This window comes from Streptomyces sp. JNUCC 64 (assembly GCF_054484115.1).
In genome coordinates, this window is record NZ_CM137015.1 from 510930 (window position 1) to 532588 (window position 21659).

The 21659-nt window shown below is 75.8% G+C and carries 11 protein-coding genes; 1 reads left to right on the forward strand and 10 read right to left on the reverse strand.

Annotated elements, in window-relative coordinates:
• Positions 1-280: 280 nt before the first annotated feature.
• From ACVWNX_RS02000 to ACVWNX_RS02020, 5 genes are all read right to left on the reverse strand, one after another.
• On the reverse strand, positions 281-1153 hold the full coding sequence (locus tag ACVWNX_RS02000; protein ID WP_454412099.1) for a DUF3592 domain-containing protein: 873 nt from the start codon (positions 1151-1153) through the stop codon (positions 281-283).
• Between the two features lie 306 nt (positions 1154-1459).
• A complete protein-coding gene (locus ACVWNX_RS02005) occupies positions 1460-2560 on the reverse strand; it encodes a hypothetical protein (RefSeq protein WP_454412100.1) in 1101 nt (366 codons plus the stop codon).
• A gap of 139 nt (positions 2561-2699) precedes the next feature.
• A complete protein-coding gene (gene rutA / locus ACVWNX_RS02010) occupies positions 2700-3791 on the reverse strand; it encodes a pyrimidine utilization protein A (protein WP_454412101.1) in 1092 nt (363 codons plus the stop codon).
• Positions 3792-4018: 227 nt separating this feature from the next.
• Positions 4019-5365 (reverse strand): tetratricopeptide repeat protein, encoded by a 1347-nt coding sequence (locus ACVWNX_RS02015; protein ID WP_454412102.1) that lies wholly within the window; start codon positions 5363-5365, stop codon positions 4019-4021.
• Positions 5366-5710: 345 nt separating this feature from the next.
• Positions 5711-7108, reverse strand: a complete 1398-nt coding sequence (locus ACVWNX_RS02020) for a M14 family zinc carboxypeptidase (protein ID WP_454412103.1) — start codon at positions 7106-7108, stop codon at positions 5711-5713.
• Between the two features lie 152 nt (positions 7109-7260).
• Between ACVWNX_RS02020 and ACVWNX_RS02025 the strand changes: the two genes are divergently transcribed.
• Complete coding sequence (locus tag ACVWNX_RS02025) at positions 7261-7899, forward strand: TetR/AcrR family transcriptional regulator (protein ID WP_454412104.1); 639 nt, start codon at positions 7261-7263, stop codon at positions 7897-7899.
• A 309-nt stretch (positions 7900-8208) separates the two neighbouring features.
• On the opposite strand, the gene ACVWNX_RS02030 is transcribed toward ACVWNX_RS02025, so the two are convergent.
• The 5 genes from ACVWNX_RS02030 to ACVWNX_RS02050 all read right to left on the reverse strand — a co-directional run bounded on the left by ACVWNX_RS02030 (position 8209) and on the right by ACVWNX_RS02050 (position 21048).
• On the reverse strand, positions 8209-10101 hold the full coding sequence (locus tag ACVWNX_RS02030; protein WP_454414604.1) for a hypothetical protein: 1893 nt from the start codon (positions 10099-10101) through the stop codon (positions 8209-8211).
• 41 nt (positions 10102-10142) lie between these two features.
• A complete protein-coding gene (locus tag ACVWNX_RS02035; RefSeq protein ID WP_454412105.1) occupies positions 10143-13802 on the reverse strand; it encodes a vWA domain-containing protein in 3660 nt (1219 codons plus the stop codon).
• Positions 13799-14959: an ATP-binding protein gene (locus tag ACVWNX_RS02040; protein ID WP_454412106.1), complete on the reverse strand. Its 1161-nt coding sequence runs from the start codon at positions 14957-14959 to the stop codon at positions 13799-13801. Before ACVWNX_RS02040 ends, ACVWNX_RS02035 begins: the two co-directional genes overlap by 4 nt.
• Before the next feature lie 255 nt (positions 14960-15214).
• Positions 15215-20113 (reverse strand): DNA-binding protein, encoded by a 4899-nt coding sequence (locus ACVWNX_RS02045; RefSeq protein WP_454412107.1) that lies wholly within the window; start codon positions 20111-20113, stop codon positions 15215-15217.
• Positions 20110-21048, reverse strand: coding sequence for a DUF4132 domain-containing protein (locus tag ACVWNX_RS02050; RefSeq protein WP_454412108.1), 939 nt, complete (start codon positions 21046-21048; stop codon positions 20110-20112). The genes ACVWNX_RS02045 and ACVWNX_RS02050 overlap by 4 nt, the downstream gene beginning before the upstream one ends.
• Positions 21049-21659: the final 611 nt, after the last annotated feature.

A 21659-nucleotide genomic window follows, 5' to 3' on the forward strand; every position in this document is an offset into this window, starting at 1 on the left:
CCGGGTGTCGGCCCGACGGCGGATCGTCCCGGTCCGACCGGGGCGCGATCGCCCCCGTCCACGGCGGCCCCGCACCCCCTCACGCACACCACACACACCACCGACGGCGCCCCCGCGCCGTTCACCCCCGGGAACACCCCCACCACTCACCCTGACACGTTCACGACATGACCACCCAGGGCTGTCGGACCGGTCAACCACCGGTCCGGCAGCCTTGTTTGAGGGTACATCAGTGAATGCGGAGGGAGTCTCCGGACAGGGCGGGGGGACCCGGACGCCGTCACCACAGCAGAACGGCCCCGACGACGACCGCCGCGGCCCCGAGGCCGAAGGCCACCAGGGCGAACGCGACCTCCGACCACCGGGACCGGCGGTCCGCCGCGAGGTCGAGGGTGAAGCGCGCCGGGTCGGCGGGCGCGTAGTGGACCGTGACGTCCCGGCCGAACGAACGGGCCGGGTCCGTCAGCCCCGAGGTCCGGTAGGCGGTGACCGTCACGCCCTGACGGGTGGTGAAGGAGACGACCGGTGTGTGCCGGGTCATGGTGTGGCCGTCCTCGTCGGTGCTGACGTCCTCCAGCACGGCGACGACCCGGCCCGGGACGGGGGGCCCGGAGCCCAGCTCGTCGAGGGCGCGTCCGGGCCCGCTCACGCTCCCGGGCAGATAGAGGATCCCGCACACCGTCCACGGACCGAACACCCCGATCAGCGCCCAGGGCCAGCCCCACTCGACCGAGGCGCCCACCACCAGACCGGCGTAGACGAGGAAGAGGGCGGTGTGGGGCCAGCCGAGTCCGTACCGGCCCGTGTGGAGGTCATGGGTGAACCGGTAGGCGAACGGCCGTCCCCCGGGATAGCTGACCGGGACCTCGCGCCCCTCCCAGGCCGCGTCGATCATGACACCGCGGTCGCGGTCGTTGGTCACGGTGTGCTCCCGCCCGGTGGACGGATCGCGGAAGGTGACGACGACGGCTATCCCGTCCCGCCAGGAACCCCCGTGCCGGGGCGGCCGGACCCGTTCGATCCGGCCCATGACCCGGACCGCCCGCCGCGCCCGGTTCACCCCGGCCAGCGACCTCCCGTACCCGATCAGCGCCAGCACCCCGAACACCCCGCACCACAGCGCCAGATACCCGTGCCAGTCGTACCAGTCCATCCGTGTCCTCCCCGCCCCGCCGCTCTCCCGTTGCCGCCCGGGGGCGTTCCGCTCCCGGCTCCCGCCCGGCGCCCCCGCCACTCCCGGTTCCCGCCCGTCCGTTCCGCTCCCGCCGCCCGGCGGCGGCTCGGTCCTGGCGACCGGTCCGGCCCGGTCCGCCCCCGGTCCCCCGTCCCGTCCCACCTCGTACCGGCCCGGCCCATCCACCCCACCCCACCCCACCCCAGCCCAGCCCAGCCGTTGGGCCCTCCCCGCCCTCGCCCAACGGGACACGGGGAACAGGACGGGAACGGGACGGGTACGGGCTCAGCGGGCCGGTACGCGGCGCACCACCTCGCCCCGGCCGTCGGCCTCCAGCAAGGCCGTGCCCCCGGCCCCGGTCACGCTCACCCTGAGGGTGACGGATCCGCCGAGGCGGTCGACGGTGATCCGCCAGGCTCCGGGACGGGTGGCGCCGAGACCGGTCCGGGCCTCCTCGACCAGCGCGGGCATCCGCCCGTAGGGCAGGGAGCGCGGGTCGAAGTCCGGGGTCCCGGCGCCCGTCCCGGCGAAGACCACCGACAGCGTCCGGTCGCGCACCACCAGGGTGACGGCCCGGCGCTTCCCCTCGCCTCCGGTGAGGGACTCCACGGCCCGGCGGAGTTCGCCGTCGTCGAGGAAGGAGCGGCCCGGGTCGAGCAGGACCATGCCGGACGCGGATTCCACGGCCGACGCCGACACGGACACCGACGGCGCGGGGAGCGCGGGCGAGAGGCCCCCGGCGTCCGCGGCACCCCCGGCGAACAGCTCGGCCCGGAACAGCAGGACCATCCCGGCCGCGCCCAGCAGCAGCCCCAGGAACGAGAGGAGTCCGGGTGCTCGGCCCTCCTCGGGCTCCCTCAGCAGGACCGGTCCGGGCGCGGAGTCGATCCGGGCCCCTTCGGCCCGCTCCTCCCACGACGGTGTCGGCCGCCTCACGACGCTCACCCGCCACGGCGCCCACGGCGGGTACTCGACCACCAGGACGTCGCGCGGCCGGAAGCCGGACAGCTCCGAGCGATGGACCTCGTGCCGGACCTCGACCCGGTACGCGGGCGCTCCGTCCGGCGCGACCGTGAGGTCGAACCGCACGGGCACGTCGCTCGACTCGCCCGGGTTCCCCAGGGGCTCCCGCTCCTCGATCGCCGCCAGTGCCGTCCGGGGGGCGACGGCCGCCTCCCTGATCCGCCGGGGCCGGGCGGCCAGGAAGCGGACCAGTCCGTAGACGGCGGGCAGGGCCAGACCCGCGCAGAACAGCGGCGCCTCCTCGATGACGACCGCCACGACGAGGGCCGCGAGCGAGACCCCGACCACCCCTCCCGTGAGGAACCCCTGGACGAGGGCGACGGCGGGGGAACGCCCGGGCGGAGCGACCGTGGTGATCGTCATACCGCTGATTGTGTCGGTCGCGGCCGGTGCCCGGAAGGCGTCCCACGGCCGGACGTCTTCCGGGCGGCGCCGGGGCCCGGCCAACGGCGGAGCACACGGTCCGCCGACCCCGCGCCCGGCTCACGGCCCGCGCCAGGTTTCACAGCTCAGCCGGACGCCCCGTCACCGGGGCACGGGACTTCATCAGCGGCTGGACGCGGGTCCCGAAGTCCTCCACGCCTTCGATGAACTCGTCGAACACCAGGATGACCCCCTTGACCCCGGGAACCGTGCTGACCTGGTCCAGCATGCGGGCGACGGTCTCGTACGACCCGACGAGCGTTCCCATGTTGAGGTTCACCGCGCCCTCGGGGAGGGAGACGGTCCGCGCGGTCGAGGAGGAGTCGGCGTCCTTGTCCGTGGCCGTCTGCTCGGTCAGATAGCCGAGCGCCGAGAGGTCGGCGTGGTCGTGGTAGTCCTTCCACTTCGCCCGCGCGGCCTCGTCGGTCTCCGCCGCGATGATCATGAACAGTACGAAGGCCCCCACGTCGCGCCCGGTCGTCCGGGCCCGCGAGGCGAGCGCGGCGGTGGCGTCCGAGACGGCGAGCGGGGTGTTGACGCCACTGCCCAGGATGAAGTTCCCGTCGGCGTGCCCGGCGGCGAACCCCATCCCCGTACCGCTCTGTCCGGCGGCGAGGACGTCGATGTGACCGCCCGTCGGGCGCGGCGACAGGACGCAGTCGTCCATCCGGTAGAACTCGCCCTTGAAGTCGCTCACCCCCTCGCCCCACAACTGCCGCAGCACGGTGATGTACTCGACCGCCCGCGCGTAGCGGTTGGCGAAGTGCTCGTCCCCCGGCCACAGGCCCATCTGGGCGTACTCGGCGGGCGCCCAGCCGGTGACCAGGTTGACACCGGCCCGGCCCGGGGCGACCGAGTCGACGGTGGCGGCCATCCGGGCGGCCATGGCGGGCGGCAGGGCGAGGATGGGCACGGAGGCGTAGAGCCTGATCCGTTCCGTGACGGCGGCCAGGGCGGCCGTCAGGGTGAACGACTCCAGACAGTGGTCCCAGAACTCCGTCTCGCCGCCGAAGCCCCTGAGTTTGATCATCGACAGGGCGAAGTCCAGCCCGTGCTCCTCGGCCCGCCGCACGACGGTCCGGTTCAGCTCGAAGGTCGGCATGTACTGCGGAGAACTCTTCGAGATGAGCCAGCCGTTGTTCCCGATGGGGAGGAAGACCCCGATGTCCATTCCGCTCCTCTGCCGCCGGGGCGGACGGCACCAGGCCGCTTCCCGCCCTCGCCTCCGTGACCGTGCGGTCCATCCTGCCCGTGGCGGCGTGCGGTACACCCCCCGGCGCGCGTCGCCGCCCGCCCCGGACGGCCCCGCCCGACGCGGCCCGGCCCGACCGGTTCCACCGCCCGCGCACGCCGCCCGCCCGTCCATACGTCCCGCCCCTTCTCCCGTACCCCTGTCCGTCAGAAGGGGACGTCTCCCGGAGGGCCGGACCCGGCCCGCCGCTCCGCCGCCGTGGGATGGACGGCGATCGCCTCGGCCGCCCGCCCCTGCCGGACCAGGACCTCGAACAGTTCCTCGCGCGCGTCGATCGTGCCGAGGGCCCGCAGTTCGGCGGCGGCGCCGTCGAGGCGCCCGGCGGCGCGGAGGAGACGGGCCCTGACGACGCGGGGATCGGTCCGTGGATCCGGGTGGGCTTCGGCCACGGTGACCGCCTCGTCGACCCGGCCGACGGAGGCGAGGGCGAAGGCCCGCCACTCGTGCGGGAACTCCGGGTGGCCGTGGTGGGGGACGGTGAGAGGGTGCTCCAAGAGGTCGAGCAGTTCCCCGGGCCGGTCGAGGAGCAGGAAGGCGAGTGGCGCCAGGAGGTTGTCAGGGGCACCGTCGCCGTACCAGCCGAAGCCGGGTTCGGCGACGGTGACCGCGTCGTCCAACCGGCCGTCCCGCAGCAGCGCCTCGGAGAGCGTGCCACGGTGCCCGGGCCATTCGTCGGCGGCGAGGGCGGCGCGCAACAGCACCTCGGCCTCCCGGGCCCGGCCGTGGGCGCGGAGGGCGTCGGCGTGGACGCCCAGGCAGTCGCGCGCCTCCCGGGCGGCCAGCTCGCTCAGTTCGTCGAGCCGAGCGTGACGCGCCAGCAGCTCGGCGTGGGCGACCTGGGCGTTCGCGAACCGGTGCCGGTTCGTGTACGCGTGGAGGGTCCGGATCGCCTCGTCCACCAGGCCCGCGCGCTCCAGCACCCGGGCCTGGAGTTCCGGCGCCTGCTGGAAGGGGTGGTTCCACCAGTCCTCGCGCTGGTCGCGCCACACGCTGTCGACGTGCGGGGCGATCAGCTCCAGCACCCTCGCGTCACGGTCCCGTCCTTCGGTGATCTCCACCAGGACCGCCAGGGGCCACGATCCGTCGAGGTGCGGGACGAGCAGGTCGACGGCCTCGTCGACGCGCCCCGCCGTGGCGAGCAGTCCGGCGAAGTCGCGGCAGCCGGTCAGCGAGGCACGGCCCGCGTCGTCCGGACGGACCAGGTCCAGGCCCTCTTCCGTCCGGCCCGTCCGCAGCAGGAGGTCGGCCTTCGCCCACCGGGCGTCCTCCTCCCCCGCCGCGACGAACGGCTCCACCACCTCCAGCGCCCGCCCCGGGTCCCCCGTCCGGCACAGCTCCTCGACGGCGCTCTTCGCCCACAACCACTCACCACGCTCCGCCGCCGCGCGGATCACCAGCTCCAGGTGCCCGTGCGCCACCAGGAGCCCGACCCTCCCCGGAGACAGCCTCTGATGACCGTTCGTCTGCCGGGCGGAACCGCGCACACCGCTCATACCCGGGAGCGTAGAAGCGGCCACTGACACGGTGCCGAGGGGCGTCCGCCACGCGGCCGGTCCCACCGCCCGCCAAGGCGTCGCGCGAGCAGAAGGAGGAGTTCTGGGTCGACCAGCTCCACCGACTGCACGAGCGGCACTCCCGGTCCCGTCCACAGCGCTGACCGACGTCAGCGGCGCCCGCCTCCGCGCGGGGCCCGCCGCCGACCCGGCACGTCTACGGCCGCTGGTCCACGGTCGGGGGGTGCGCGTGTGGTGGCGTACCCTCCGCCCGGGACGCTGACCCGTGAGCGTCCCGGGCACCGCACCGGTGCGGCTCCGGAGGCCGCTCCGTTCGTGAGCGCGTCACCCGCGCTCCCCGTCCGCCGGTCGTTCCGCCGCGCTCGCCGTCGGGTGCTCCCGGAGGTGGTGCGCGGCGGTGAGCACGGACGCGACCTGGACCGCGGTGATCCGTCGCAGGGGGATGAACCTGCCGGGGAGGTCGGCGTCGGCGTCGGCGAGCCACCGGGCGAGGAGCCGCTCCGCGTCGCCGTGGCCCCGGCGGACGGCCCGTCGGGTGTTCCCGGCGGCCAGTTCGGCGTCGAACAGGCGTCGGGCGGCCCCGGCGCAGCGCAGCCGGAAGAGATGGGGCAGGGCCCGGAAGGCGGTTCCCTCGGCCACCGTGGCGGTCCTCCGCTCGGTGGCGGGGTCGGCGGCGACCCGGCGCCAGCCCGCGGCGGACGCGGCGCCGGATCGTACGGTGTCGTCGCAGGAGCGCAGGAAGGGGGTGTCCAGACGGAGGTCGGGCCGTGCGCGGTCGACGAGCTCGGCGGCCTGTCGTGACGATTCCTCCAGCACCTTCACGCTGTCGGCGACGACCTGCCGGTAGGCGCGGCCCGAGGGGGTGGTGTCGGCGGTCGACGGATCGTCCCAGTAGGGGACCTCGGTCACCACCGAGAGGGTGCCGTGCCGTCGCGCGTATTCGGCGCTGCCCGCTCCGAAGGCCCGCTCGCCCCCGCCGGATTCGGCGAGCAGGTCTTCGGGAGTGGGGAGGAGGAGTACTCCGGGGGCCACCACGTCGCTGTCGGGAACCTCGAAGACGGCGCGGTGCGAGGTGAGCCCTTCCCAGGCGGGGATGGCGGCCAGTCGTTCGGCGAGGCCGGTGTCGGCGGCGGTGACGTAGTGGAACACGCCCCCGTACTCGGCGTTGTGCAGGGAGCAGAGCAGGGCGGGAGCCAGTTCGTCGATGACCCGGGCCAGTGCCTGGGTCTCGGGCGGCACCCGGTCGAAGTACCCCGGCTCGGTGAGCCGGGGAAAGGTCCATTCGACCTGTTCCGCGAAGGCGGGGCGGTAGGACCCCCGGGCGTAGCCCTCGCGGGTGCCGGGCCTCGCGTACCAGCCCTCGTTCAGCCGGGCTCCGTCCGGGTCGACGCACGGGATCAGGTGCCAGCGCAGGCCCAGCCGCTCCCTCAGATCCGGGTCGGCGCAGAGGATCCGGCCCAACTCCCGCACGGTCAGGGCTCCGACGGGCTCGTCGGGGTGGGGGCCGCCGAAGACCAGGGCGTCGCGTGCCCCGCTGCCGATCGACGCCATCCGGATCGGCTCCCCCTGCCGGGAGGTGCCGACCCTGCGCACCGTCACCAGGCGGGGGTGGGCCTCGGCGAGCCGGTCCAGTTCGTCCTGCGCCTCGTCCACGGCCGGGTAGCGGTCCACGTCCCCGATCCGGGCGACCGCCGCCCGTATGTCCCTCGTCGTACCGTCCACGACGCCACCTCTCGTAGAGCCCTATTGAGATAGTGATGCTATTACCGTAGAGACTCTACGGAAACGGTTTCGCGGGCACAATGACCCGGGCGCCCATCAGGGCGCGCGGGCGAGCGGCCGGGGCGGTCCCGGACCGGAGGAGGACGACGCGCATGACGGGGAGAAGGGCCGAGTCTCGGAGGCGCAACGCGGAGGCTCTCGTCGACGCGGCGCGCAGGCAGTTCCTCGCGCACGGCTACCACGCGGTCGGCATCGAGGCCATCGCCCGGGACGCCGATCTCACCACCGGAGCGATCTACTCCATCTTCGGCGCCAAGCTGGGGCTGCTCCACGCCGTCGTCGACAGCCGGTTCGTCCCGGTCGAGAACGCCGCCCGCGCCCTCGGGGAGAACCCCCGCCTCCCGGCCGAGGACGTCGTGGAGGCGTGGACCCGCGCCTGGTACGACAGCGCCACCGCGCCCGACGGCCGGGGGGTGCTGCGGTTGGAGGCCGAGGCCACCGCCCTCGCCCTGGGCGACGACAAGGCCGAGGAGACGTTCCGGGCCAGCGCGGTGTGGCCCCGGAACACCCTGGCCGGACTACTCACCGGACGCCGCGCCGCGTCCGGCCTCCCGGACGCCGTTCTCGGCCCCGGACAGGCCGACCGCGCCGCCTCGGTGGTCGTCGCCCTCCTGCGCGGCCTGGCCCTCCAGCACACCCTCGGCCTGGACGCCTCCGGTGTGGACACCTGGGTGGGGGCGGCCACGGCGGCGGCCCTGGCGGCGGCCGGGGAGGAACCCGGAGACCGCTGACCTCTTCCGGAAGTTCCCGCTGGGTCGTTCCGGGAGCGGCCGAGGGCGCCCGCGCCCTCGGGAAGGGACAGAGGCGGCACCCGTTCCGGCGGCGTCCCTCCCGTCCCCGGGCCCAACGGTGTTCCGGGGACGGCGCCGTCCCCGATCCGTCGGTCCGGTGGCGCGGCGGGCGGCCGTCGAACCGGTCGACGGGCTGGACGCGGCCGGAAACGGTGACCCGACCGATCGTCGCGAGCGAGCCCGTGAGGCCGCCGAGGGGCGGTGGAGGGCCTCACCGCTCCCGTCGTGGGCTCCGCGCGCCCCGGCCGACTACGCGGGCGCCTCCTCGTCCCGCCAGGTCGCCCCCACCAGCGCCCGTTCGGTGCCCTCCAGGTAGACCGCCGCGGCCAGCCACACCCGGGCGTACTGGTCGGGGTCGCCTTCGGCGGTGCGGCCGAAGACGTCGCGGGTGCGGCGGTCGGCCTCCGTGGTGAGGGCGGTGGACAGGTCGGCCGCCGCCCGGAACCCCCCGCGTCGCAGTGCCGCTCCGCCACCGGCCCGGTCCCCGTCGCGGGCGGGCTGGGCGACGGCCCGGCGGCCTCCTGAGACGGCCGCTTCGACGAGGCGCCGCAGCCGCCACAGCGGGGCTCGCGCGAGGGGGTCGTGAGGGGCGTCGTGGAGCGCGCCCACCGGGGCGGGGTCGTCGGGTGGCGGAAGGTGGGCGCCCTCGATGCGGTCGTAGCCGAGGTCGGCGTGACCGTCCCAGGCCGCCGGCAGCCTGAGGGTGGCCTCGGTACCGGGTACGGGGCCCGCCGCGAGGGGACGCAGGGTCGCCGCCCGGTCGGGGTCCAGTCGGCCGATCACCCGTATCCGCAGTCCGGGCCGGGAGGCGAGGCGGCGGAAGTTGGCGGTGTGGGCGAGGTCGGGGTGGCTGTTGGCGGGAGCGAGCCTGATCAGCGGACCGCCCGGCTCGGTCCGGCCGGGAGGCAGTTCGCGGGCGAGGAGGTGTTCGCCCGTGGCGCCCACGAGGACCAGGTCGCAGCCGATCAGCTCGCGGACCGTCGCGTCGGCTTGTTCCGGGTCGGTCCCGGCGCCCTCCCCGAGCCGTGCCGCGACCGCCTCGGACAGCGGTCGGGCGAACAGCTCGGCGAGCGCCCCCGACGTCCACGGCAGTCCGCCGAGCGGGGTCGCCCTCACTCCCTTTCCGGAGCCCAGCCGCCGGTCCGGGGAGAGCGTCGCGCCCGCGATCAGGAGTCCGCCCCGGGAGAGCCGGGCGTGGTCGAGGGTGCCCGAGCCGAGCGTCACGCTCGCCGTGCCCGCGCCGCGCGCCCGGGCCGGACCGCCGGGCTTGACGTCGGCGACGGAGTACCAGCCTCCGTCGTCGGAGACGAGATGGGTGACGACACCGCCGTATCCGGTGGCGGTGATCACCGGTTCCCGGCAGACCCCGTACACGCGCAGTCCGCCACCGGGACGGTAGGCGCGGCGGGCGGTGCCGACCAGCGCCGGGGACGGGTCCCCCGCCGCCAGCAGATGGGCGGTGAGCAGCAGTTCGCGGATCTGGGCCACCAGGTCGGCCAGCCGGTGGCCGTCGTGCCGGGCGCGGGCCGCCCGCAGCCCCCGGGTGACGCGCAGCGCCGCGGCCTCGGCTCGGTGCAGTCCCGCCAGCCGGGCGGTGTGGGCGGCCCGCAGCAGTTCCGCCTGGGGTACCGCGCCCGCGCCTGGGACCCCTGCGGCGAGCACGGCAGCCGCGGCCGTCCACAGCGCGGCCGCCGCGGCGGTCTGGGCCGGGGTCGGGCCGCTGGGCGCCGGGACCTCGGTGTCCGCCGGGGCGGGTGCCGGGTCCGGTGCCGGTTCGACGACGGCCAGGGCGTCCGCGTCGGCGACCGGGCAGGCGCCGAGCACGGCGGCGCGGTGGAGGCACCGGGGGGAGAGCAGACAGGTGCACACCGCCTGTCCGGCGTCCGTGACCGCGCCGGTGGGGCCGGGGGCGAGGGCGACTTCGGTGTCCTCGCCGCACCGGATCCGCAGCACGCCGTCGGCCCGGGTGACCGGCAGGGCCGCGTAGGACTCGATCGTGGCGTCCAGCTTCTTGCGGAGGCGTGCGGTCAGGCCCTCGACGGCGGCGGCCACGACATCGGGCGCCACCGGCGGCAGTTCGGCGGTCGCGGGGCCGTCGCCGGTCCGGTCGGACGTCGGGGCGCCCGTCCGGTCGGGCGTCATCGGGTCCGTGTGCGTCGGGTCGGTCCGCGTCGGATCTGTGGTCATCGGGTCTCTCCGCGGAGGCGGTCGCCCACCCAGCGGGCGAGGGCGAGGGGGCTGAGGGCGGCGACGGGCATGCCCGCGGCGACGAGTTGGCGGGCGACGGGCACCGAGTAGCGCGGGGTGCCGGTGTCGTCCAGGGCCGCGCAACCCATCAGGTGCGCTCCGGAGGAGGCGAGGGCGTTCACCTCGCCGAGGAGTCCGCCCAGGGCGTAGCCCTCCTCGAAGTCGCTGACCACCACCACGAGCGTCCGGCTGGGCACGGTCATCAGGGTGCGGGCGTGCGCGAGCGCGGCGGCGATGTGGGTGCCGCCGCCGACGCGCACCTCCAGCAGCAGCGACAGCGGGTCGTCCACCCGGTCCGTCAGGTCGATCACTTCGGTCGAGAACGCCAGGAAGTGCGTGGAGAGGGTGGGCACTCCGCCCAGCACGGCCGCGGTCAGCGCCGACCAGACGACCGACGCCTCCATCGATCCCGACACGTCGACGACCAGGATCAGGCGCCAGTCGGCCTCCTTGCGGGAACGGGTGCTGAACACCGGCTTCTCCGGGACGACCAGGGTCCGGCCGTCGGCCGTCCGGCGGGTGGTCGCGAGGTTGGCCCGCAAGGTGCGCGGCAGATCGAGACGGCCGCCGGGGCGCCGGGTCGGCCGTGGAGTGGCCAGGCCGGTCAGCGCCGGACGCGTCCGGGTGACGAGTTCCTTCGCCAGTTCGTCGACGAGTCGGCGCACCAAGGGCCGCAGCCTGGCCAGTTGCTGCTCCGGCAGGCCCCCGGCGAGGGACAGCACGGACGTCAGCAGGTCGATCGAGGGACGTACCGAGGCGGGGTCCAGTTCGGCCAGCACATCGGTGCGGCCCTGGTCGGCGGCGCGGGCGAGCACCTCCTCGCGGATCTCCGCGCCGAACAGCGCGTCGAGTTCGGCGGCCCACTCGCGGGCGGTGGGGAAGGCCGCCTCCCGGCCGCCGCCCGCGCCGCCTTCGCGACCGAGGTCGGTGGCGCCCTCGCCGCGCCCCGCGCCGTACAGCTCGTCCAGCGCGTGCGCGTAGCGGCGGGCGTCCGTCGGCAGCTTCTCGCTCTCCCGGCCGAGCAGCAGCCGCCACCGGTCGGTGGGTGAGAGGTGGGGCGCGCCGGGCGGGGACGCGGGTGGGACCGGGTCGGGGTCCGTCGGGCTGTCAGCGGGGGTCGTGGGCCGTCGTGGTGCCAGGGATAGAGACGGGGACGGGGACGGGGCCGGGGCCGGTGCGGGGGCGGGCTGGCCGGGCGGGGTCCCCGTCGGCAGGGCCAGCGACGTCACCGCGGCGAGGCCCGCCGTGTCGGCCGCCGTCCACAGGGCGAGCAGCTGGGGCGGGGCGCCGAGGGAGAGGTCGAGCCGGTCGCCGAGGCGTTCGGTGACGGCGTCCAGCAGACGGCCACGGCCGGCCGGGCTGAGCGTGTCGAAGCCTCCTCGCAGCGCGGGCAGCCGGTCCAGGAATCCCTGGTCGGTGAGCGTGTCGATCCGGTGGAGGAGCGGGTCGAGCGCGGTCGGCGACGACTGGAGCAGCGGGGCGGCGCCGCTGAGGAGTCCGGCGAGTCTGCGGGCGAGCGCCAGCCGGGTGTCCGGGGTGGTCGCGCTGTCGATCCAGCCGGCGGTCCGGGTGCCGAGCGTTCCGGCGTCGTCGAGGTCGAGCAGGACCCGGGCGACGAGTGCGGCGCCCTGGACCAGGGGGGAGCCGGTGTGCGCGAGGGCGGCCAGCGCGTGGTCCATCCGCAGCCCGAGCCGGTGGTCACCGGCCCGCGAGGCGAGCGCGATCAGCGCGGCCGCGTCGTGGGGCGCGTCGCTGCCCGAGAGGCCGGGCAGGGCGCGGACCGCTGTTTCCAGCAGGTCGATGGCGAGCGCGGCGGCCAGCTCGCGGCTCTCGGCGGTGGTGCCGGGCAGATGGCCGCGAAGCAGTGCCTCCAACAGGTCGAGCGCTTCCAGCAGTTCGGTGAGCGTCGCGGCGGCGGGGAGGAGGGCGGCGGCGTCGGTGAGTCGTTCCGTGACGAGTGCGGGCAGGTCGCAGCGGGCCGCCGAGCGCAGCCCGGTCAGCACGAGCGCGCAGGTCGGCCCGCCGTCCGCCGACGCGTGGCGGTGCGTCTCGCGCAGGGTGCCCTCGGCGGCGAGGGCCACGGTCACTCCCCGGATTCCGGCCAGGTCCAGTCGCACGGGGACGGCCGGGGTCCAGGCCAGCCGCCATCGGGTGGTGAGGGCCGTGCCGTCGCCCGTTCCGGCCACCTCCACGGCTTCGCCGTAGCCCGCGCCGCACACCGCGAGGCGCTGGAGCAGGATCTCGCGGCGGCCGTCCAGGGCCGAGCGGAACGGGTCGAGGCGCACCTCGCGGGCGGCGGGTTCGTCCGGGCCCGGCAGCCGTAGGGCGGCGAGTTCGGCCTCCACGGACGGGCCGAGTCCGGAGCGTGGGGTTCCCGGGGCGGTCCGGCCCCGGTCGGTGCCGACGAGGACGGTTTCGAGGGCGCGGGCGAGTGCCCGGCCCCGGCCGAGGGGCTCGCCCTGGCCCATGACGGTGGTCAGGGCCTCCAGCACCTCACCGCGCCCGGGGGCGGCGAGACCCCGCACGCTGGCCAGGTCGCAGGCCATCCGCAGGGTTTCGGCCGCCTCGCCGGTGCCCGCGGCGTGCCCGGCGGCCCGCAGTTGGCGGCACACGTCGGTGATCGCGCGGGCGGCGGCGGTGCGCAGCGGCCCGGGACGGCCCCCGGCCGTGAACACGGCCTGCTGCCAGCGCGGGTCGCGGATGCCCGCGGGGTAGCCGGAGCGGGAGTCGAGGAGGTCGAAGGAGTAGGGGACGAGCGAGGTGACCACCGCCGGTCGCCGCCCGGCCCGGGTCGTGCCGGGCGCGGCCGTCGGCGGCGCGGTGGCCGTGCCCTGGTCCGGTGCGCGGCCGTCCGGGTCGGCTCCGTCCGCCCCGGGCGTCAGGGCCCGCGCGTGGAACGCGCCGATGACGGCGGCGACCCGGCGTCCGCCCGCCGAGGCGTGGGCGATCGTGTGACGCATGTGGCTCTCGCGGGCCAGGTCCACCGCCGGTACGCGGTCCGCCGACTCGGCGTCCCGGCGCAGGGCCCAGCCCACGCCGAGCGCCGCCCTGCGGATCGCCTCCGGGGAACAGCCGGGGGCCAGTACCTCGACGCAGCGGTCCCACAGGTCGTCCCCGTCGCGCCCGGTCCCGGCGGCGGTGAGCGCGTCGGCGAACGGGGTGGCGGAAGCGGGGGGAGCCGTCCGGGCCGGGGCGTCACGGGTGTCGCCCGGGAGGCCGGTGGTGTCGTCGCCGTGCCACGCCGGATCCGTCATCGGCAGGTCGCAGCAGACGACCTCCACGTCGTGCTCGCGCGCCCAGCGGATCGCGGCGAGTTCGGGCGAGAAGTCGGCGAAGGGGTAGAAGCCGAGCCGACCGTCCTCACCGGCCCCGGCCAGCGCCACCGGCGCCAGGGTGCCGGGGGCGGCCAGATGGGTGAGCCACGGCTGGAAGTCGGCGGGCAGCTCCACGCAGACGACCTCGGCGCCGGAGGCGTCCAGCAGGGCGGGCACGGCGGCGGCGAGGGCGGGGCTGTGGTGGCGTACCCCCAGCAGGTACGGGGTGGTGGAGCGGGCGAGGGCCTCGACGGCGTCCCGGGGGTCCTGGGCTGGTGTCACCGGAGGTTCTCCCGCAGGTCCCAGAGGCGGCGCCAGGTGGGCGAGCCGTCCTCGGCGCGGCGGCGCACCGGGCCGTCCCAGTAGCCGAGGAGCCGCGCGTGGTCGGCCGGGTCGTCCTTGCGGACCACGCCGAGGAGGTGTCCGGGCACCAGGTCGAGGACGTCGCCGCCGGGCAGGTAGGCGGTGGCCACCCCGAGGGAGGTGGCGACCTGGACGGCTTCGGCCGTGGACATCACGGTGCCCGGGCGTTCCACGTCCCAGCCCTCGGCGGAGCGTCCGGCCCGCAGGTCGCGGAAGACGGTGACCAGGACGTCGAGGACCGCGTCGTCCACCGCGAAGGCGGCGCCGGCCCGTTCGACGGCCGCGGTGGCCTGCCGCCGGACCAGGGTGGTCTCGGCGTCGGCGTCGGCGATGGGGTGCACGGTCTCGAAGTTGAACCGGCGCTTGAGGGCCGCGGACATCTCCGACACGCCGCGGTCGCGCAGGTTGGCGGTGGCGATGACGGTGAAGCCGGGTGCGGCGGCGACCTGGGCCTCGTCGGTGCCGGAGAGTTCGGGCACGCTGATCCGGCGGTCGGAGAGGAGGGAGACCAGGGCGTCCTGCACCTCGGGCAGACAGCGGGTGATCTCCTCGACCCGGGCCACCCGGCCCGTGCGCATGGCGCTGAGCACCGGTGAGTCGACCAGCGCCCCCGGGGTGGGGCCCTGGGCGAGGAGCAGCGCGTAGTTCCAGCCGTAGCGGAGCGCGTCCTCGGTGGTACCGGCGGTGCCCTGCACGGTGAGGGCGCTGGTGGCGCAGACGGCGGCGGCCAGCAGTTCGGAGAGCATCGACTTGGCGGTGCCGGGCTCCCCGACGAGCAGCAGGCCGCGCTCACCGGCGAGGGTGACCACGCACCGTTCGACGAGGGCGCGTTCACCGACGAACTTGGGGGCTATCTCCAGCCGGTCCGGCAGCGTCCCGTGCGGCTCGGGGAGCCGGAGCGTCTCTCCTCCGCTGCCGCAGACGAAGGTGATGACCGCGCGGGGGGTGAGCCGCCAGCCGGGCGGACGGGGCCCCTCGTCATGGGCGGCGAGGAAGGCGAGTTCGGTGGCGTGGCGCTCCTCGGCGGGCAGGGTCTGCCGGGCCGTGGGGGCCGTCGCCGTATCGGTCGAAGGCATGCGGGTTCCTTGCTGGTCGGTACTGGTTCGCGCTGATCGTGGTGGTCGTCCGGCTGTCGCCGGTCGGCTCTGGCTGGTTCTGGTGGGTGGGGGTTCCTCTCGGCGGGTGCGGTCCGGGCCGGGGTGTCGTGGTGGTCGGTCCGTAGGGGGGTCCGCCGCCGTCCGGGCCCGTGGCGCGGGCCCGGACGGCCCCGTGGACGGCCGGGGGCGGGCATCGGGGCCGACCCGGCCCGCCCTCCCCCGGCCGTCCCCGGTTCAGCGACGGCGTCCGCGCCGGACCGTCAGCTCCTCGAAGCGCGGCCCTTCCCCGTCCCGCACCCGCTGCCAGGCCCTGCGGTACAGCTCCGTGGCGGGTTCGGTGGGCACGACGACTCCGAGTACGGCGTACTCCTCGTGCATGAGTTCGCCGTACAGCGGCAGCTTCCACGTTTCCAGGGGGACGCGCGGCGTACCGGGGTCGGTCCAGCCGCCGGGCAGGAAGAGGGAGCGTCCGGCCCGGGTGCGGCTGGCCTCCACCACCAGGTCGGTGGCGGCCAGTTCGGCGCGGGCGGCCTTGAGCCGGGCGGGCTTCCAGCCGGTCCACCGGGCCGTCATCCGGTCGGAGGGGTCGGGCATGGTCAGCAGCATCAGATAGACCGTGGCGGCGTCCTCGCCGATGCCGTGTTCCTTCGCCACCTGGGTGACCAGGTCGGGCACGGAGCGGCTCGGGTCCTGGGGCCACCAGGTGCCGTCCTTGGCGCGGTCGCCCGCCCGGGGCCCGCCCGGGTCGGCGAGCAGCGCCGCGAAATGGGGGGAGCGGGCCAGACGCAGCGCCACCTCGGCCCGGTAGGGCCGCTGGTGCTGGACGCGCAGCGCGGGCAGGTACGGGTCCTGACCGGCCTCGTCGAGCAGGTCGACGCGCAGGCCCGGCGCGGGCTGGTCGTCCTGGGTGGCGAGGATGACGGCGCCGTACCGTTCGTAGCCCGGGCCCGTCTCGGTCGGGGTGCCCGCGACCTTCTTGAAGGTGGAGAGCCGGATGTACGCCCCGAGGTCGAGGACCATTCCGGGGTGGTCCAGCCGTTCGCGGACGGCGGTGAGCGCGGACGGCAGGGCGGCCCGCATCGGGTCTCCGGCGGGGAGCCGGTGGGCGAGCCAGGCGGCGAGGCCGACCGCGCCGGTCAGCGTCCCCGCCGTGAACCCGACGGGGTCGTCCCCGACGGGCCGGACCCGGTCGCCGTCGACCGCCCAGGCGAGGTCCTGGGTGAGCCGGGGTTCACCGGCGGGGCTCAGCAGGGCCGGGAGGGCGGCGCGGACCTCCCACGGGGTGTGCTTGACGGCGCGGAGCGCGTCGCCGAGCACTTCTTCGGGGACGGCGGTCCGTCGGCCGACGCGGTCGTTCCAGACCTCGGCGGCCGCGGCCGCGTCGGGCCCCTCGGTCCACAGGCGGGCCGGGTCGGCGGGCACCAGGGCGGCGACCACGGCGGCGCGGACGTCGCTGTCGAGGCCGCGCAGTTCGTCCTTGGCGACGGCGGCCTGGACCGACTTCACGCCGAGCAGGGCCCGTACCGGTGCGGTCAGGAACGTCCGCTCGTACTCGTCGACCCGGGGCAGACCGGCCACGATCAGCCGGGCCGTGGTGTCGGTGACCCCGGTGAGCGCGGCGAACTCCTCGGCGGCCGAGGGGAACCAGGGTGCCGGGCCCCGGGCGGCCAGTTCCGCGAGGAGCGCGCCGGGCGGGCGGGTGTCCCGGCCACCGGGGGAGGCGGATTCCAGGAGCGTGTAGGGCTCCGGGGTCTCGAACCGTCCGGCCGGGTCGTGGAAGAGCCCGGTGAACACGCAGCCGTCGTCGTTCCGTGAGCCGCGGTCGAGGACGGCGAGGAAGGCGCCGCCGCCGAGCGGCAGCAGGCCGTTCCAGGTGCCCTCGCGCCAGTCGCCCGCCCGGGTGCGCAGCGGACCGGCCGGCAGCCGCAGCACCACCTCGCGCCAGCGTCCGGAGCCGCCCGCCGTCAGCCCGAGCGCGTCGAATCCGGCGAGCAGCGCGCCCAGCGCCTCGCGGTGTTCCTCGGCCGTGGTGGCCGCGGCGGCGCGGAAGGCCAGGGCCGTCACCCGGCTGAGCAGGATCTGCGGGCCGGTCTGTCCGGAGGGCAGTTCCGGCCCGTCCAGATGCAGTCGCGCGGTCCGCTCGGCGGGGACGGCGGTGTCGGCGAGCCCGGCGGCGCGGGTCAGCACGCGCAGGGTGCGGAAGACCGTGTCCGCCTCCTCGGAGTGGTAACGCCAGTGGGAGCGCGGCGAGCCGAGTCCGCTCATCGCGTCCAGCAGCACGGCGTCGGAGGGTCCGGCCGGGCCCTCCTCCCGGTCACCGGCGAGCGCCCGGGTCAGCCGGGCGGCCACCTCGTCCAGTACGGCCCGCTGGCGCGCGGCGTGGCGGACGACGCCGACGACACCGGCGACGAGCGCGTCGTGGGTGACGGGCAGCAGGGCGCGGACGGCGGCGGGCAGGGCCGTCTCGTCGTCCTGCCCGGCGGCCGTCAGCAGGGCCGCCGCGGTGTCGCGGTCGATCCGCCGCAGGGCCCGGGAGCCCCGCTCGTCACGAGGTGTCAGGCACTCCCAGTACTGCGTGGGCGGCAGCAGCAGGGTGCCCTCGCCGAACACGCCGGGCGTGCGGTCGGTCTTGGCCACCGAGGTGACGACGCCGTCCTCGTCGATCAGTTCGATCCGCCAGCTCCCCCGGACGACGACCCGGGGCCGGTCGGCGCCCGGGAACCGCACGAGCGCGGCGGGCGTGCCCTGGTCCGCGGCGAGGGCGACGGTCTGTCCGGCCAGGTCACGGACCCGGTGGGAGCCGTCGGGCAGCCGTACCACGCACATGCCGATCAGACCGTCGACGGGCTCGGAGGCAGGGGTCCGGCCCTTCGTCGGCGAGGGACGCAGCCGGGCTCCGGCCAGCACGCTGCCCTCCGGGGCGTCGCGCAGCATGTCGGCGACGAAGGCGGGACGGCTCGCCCGGCCGACCTCTCCGGTGGCCGGGTCGTACTCGTGCCAGTCCCGTCCGCTCCCGTCGCCGGAGGGGTGCCACACCCAGTGCGCGACGCCGTCGGAGAGGATCGCGCGTTCCTCGGGCACCGTGGTGTCCCCGGCGTGCAGGACGCCCGCGCCGGTGGTCCGGCCGCCGCCGGGCAGCGGCAGGGTGATGGGCATGTCGCCGCGGTACCAGTCCATCTCGGTGCCCCGGGCGGAGCGGGGGCCCTGGAGGGTCCGGGGCTGGTCCGGGCGGGTGTGCCAGTAGCCGCGCAGGGTTTCGCCCTTGTGGTTCCAGTAGACGAGCAGTTCGCCGTCGACGTGGTGGAAGCCCGGGTCGCCGTGGCTGTCGTGCGCGGGGAGGCGCAGGTCGTGGGTGAGGACGGTGCCCTCGGCTCCGATCACCCGGGCCTGCTGGGGGCCCGCCACGACGAGGTGCGGCCAGGCGTCGGCGACGATGACGTCCTCGACGTCCTTCCGGGGGACGAGGGCGGCCGTCGCCTCCTCCCAGGCGGGCCAGCCCAGTTCGTCGAAGAGGCCAGCCCGCAGGGTGCGGACCAGGACGGGCGCGAGGTCGGTGCCGACGGCTTCGCGCACCTCGTCCTCGGCGAGCGCCAGCGCCTCGGCGGGCAGCCAGGTGAGCCGGCCCATCGCCTCGGGCAGCTTCGGCAGTCCGACGGCGGTGAAGCTCCGCACGACCCGGCGCACCCACTCGGTGAGGAGCGGCCGTCCGCCCGGCGACTGGGCCAGCAGACGGATCGCCCGCCGCGACGCGTCGTTGGCGTTGAAGTGTTCGGCGCCGCGCCGGAACGCGTCGTGGAAGCGGGGGTCGGCGGCGAGCGCCAGCAGGTCGCGGTGTCCGTCCCCCGACGCCCACTGGGCCAGCATGAAGTGGTGGCGGGGTCCGGGGGCCGCCACCGGTACGTCCAGGGACAGCAGCAGGTCGATCAGGTCGATGTCGTGTTCCACCCGCAGCCCGCGCCCGGCCTCGGCGAGTTCGGTCCGCAGCTGACCCGCCGCGCGCTCCACCAGCGTGTACAGCTCGGGCATCCGGGTGGAGGAACGCCAGGGCCGGGCGCGTTCGCGGAACGCCAGGAACCGTTCCAGCCATCCGGCGGCGCCGTCCCGCGGCCTCTCCTCGGCGGGCAGGGACCCGTCCCACAGGGCGGCCAGGGCACCGGATTCCCGGAGGATGTCCAGCCAGGTCGCGGGCAGGTCGTCGTCGTGACAGGCGGGGACCAGGTCCAGCAGCGTGCCCCGGAGCCGGGGCTCGCGCGCGGCCAGCGCCACGAGGGCGGCCCGGTGTCCCTTCCACCAGCCCGTCGTGGCGCGCGGGGTGGCGGGCAGACGGAGCAGTTCGGCCAGGTACTCCTGTTCCGTCAGGGCCGTGTCCTGTCCGGCGGCACGGGCCAGTCTGCGCAGGTCGTTGGCCATCTGGGCGGACGGCGGGAGGCCGCCCGCGGTGCGGCGCAGACAGAGCCGGGTGAAGCGTCGCAGCGCCTCCTCGGCGGGCACCCGCGCGGAGAGTTCCCTCGCGTAGCCGGAGAGGGCCTTCACGGGCAGTGCTCCCGCCAGGGCGAACTCCAGGAACACGGCGTCCAGCCGCTCTTCCTCCACCGTCAGTCCGTGTTCCGCCTCGGCCTTGCGGGCGCGGGAGAACAGCTGGGCCGCGTAGGTGGTGTTCTCCTCGGCGAGGAACACGCGTGCGGCCTGCTCGTAGAAGGTCGGCAGGAAGTGCGGCACCGAGGCGGCGAGCCGGGCGGCCAGCTCCAGATAGGCGTCCAGGGCCGCCTTCGGCTTGGACTTCACCTGCCGGGACACCCGCTCCAGGTCCGGTACGACGCCCAGAGCGTGATGGCCGTCCCGGGGGTGGTGCACGAGGACCCACTCGGGGAACCCGAGCGACTGGCGCGGGCCGAGCCCGACCACGGCGGGCCCGGCGTCCGGCACCATGCCGAGGTAGCCGGCGGCCAGGTCCTCGGCCTCGCCCAGTTCCCCGGCGACCAGGCGCACCACCACCCGGTCGTCCAGGCCCGGGTGACGGTAGGTCCGCGCGGTCAGCGGGACGGCCCCCTCCCCGGCTCCCCCGGTGTCCGGCGGCAGTATCCCGCCGGCCGCCAGCAGCTCCTCGTACGGCATCTCAGTTCCCCCGCTCATGCGTCCTTGCCCTCCTCGATCACGCGCCCGGCGTACAGCGCCGCGCCCATGCGCATGCCCTCCGACCAGGCCACCGGGCCCACCTCGCGCAGCGGCAGGGCGCGGCCGTCGCGGTCGCGCCAGGTGAGCGCGCCGGTGTTCACCTCGTCGTTCATGTACGGCTCACCGATCCACACGGAGGCTTCGACGGTCCGTCCGCCGTCCCGTACGCGGGCGGTGGCGTAGCCGCCGGACACCCGGTAGCCGAGCGAGGAGGCGCGCGCGGCGAGGGCGAAACGGGAGCGGAACGTGCCCCCGGTGAAGTCGCGCACCTCGGTGGCCTTGGTGTCGGGGCTTCCGGGGTTCCCGGGGTTCTCCGGGTTCCCGGGGTTCTCCGGGTTCCCGGGGTTCTCCGGGTTCCCGGGGTTCTCCGGGCGTCGCCAGGTCGCCCGGTGGATCTGTTCCACGCTCTGCGTGATCCCGAGCTCCGCCGCGAACTCGCGCACGTCGTCGAGGTCGGGGAGCAGCACGGGGTGCGGCAGGGTGACGGTGAGCGGGGAGAGCCGGACGGTGTCCCCGTCCAGGTTCACTATCCGCAGTTCGCCGGAGTCCGTGGCACCCCGCAGGAAGCCGACCTCGTCCGGGTCGTCGCCGACCACCGCCAGATCGCGCAGCGCGGACCGCCAGGCCTCGTCCGGCCAGACCCGGGCCAGCAAACCGGTGGGCACGGGGAGCGAGGACACCATCCAGGCGTCGACCTGCGCGACGCACGCGGCCGAGTGCCGGTCCAGCCATTCGGCGAACCTCCGCAGCCGGTCCACCTCCGGGTGGTCCTTGAGCGCGCGCGGCAGCGTCTTCAACTGCCGTCCCGCCGCCCGGCCCGAGGTGGCGCGTGCCGCCACCCGCCCTTCCACCAAGGCGACTTCATACCCGTCACCCGCTGACAGCCAACCCACGAGCCACAGCCTTCCGCGTTCAGGAGCACCAGAAGAGAGCACGGTCGTACCGGGGGAATCCCGGCACAAGTGCGTCGATGGGCGAGACGTTATCGGCGGCCACTGACAACGCGGTCCCACGGCCCCGCCCGGACGCTTCACGCGGGAGGCTTTCCGTACCGCGCTCGCGGACTCCGCACCGGGGACGCGTCCAACGCCCCAGCCGCCGCTCCTCCCTCGCGTCCGCGCCCCGGAGCACCCTCGCGGCCCGGTCCGCGCCGAGTGCCGCGACGCGTACGCCGCCCCACCACACCGGCCGCCGAAGTCCCGGCCCGACGCCGTCGACGACCCCGCACAGGTCTCACCTGCCGGGGCCGGGTGCCGGTGCCCCGAGAGGGGCTTCTCCCCGACGCCCCTGGACGGCTCTCCCCGGCCGCCGCGGTGTTCCCGCTCACCGCCGGAGACGGTACGGACGCCTGTTCCGCCACCGGTCGCGGCGGCGAGCGGGATCACATCAGCCCGCATATCCTGTTGATCTGGTCTGCGCGGTGACGGTGTCGGAATCCCGGTGAGCCCAGCACCCCCGCGGCCGACGGCTCCAGGGCGGGGACGAAGGACCACGAGCGGCCGTG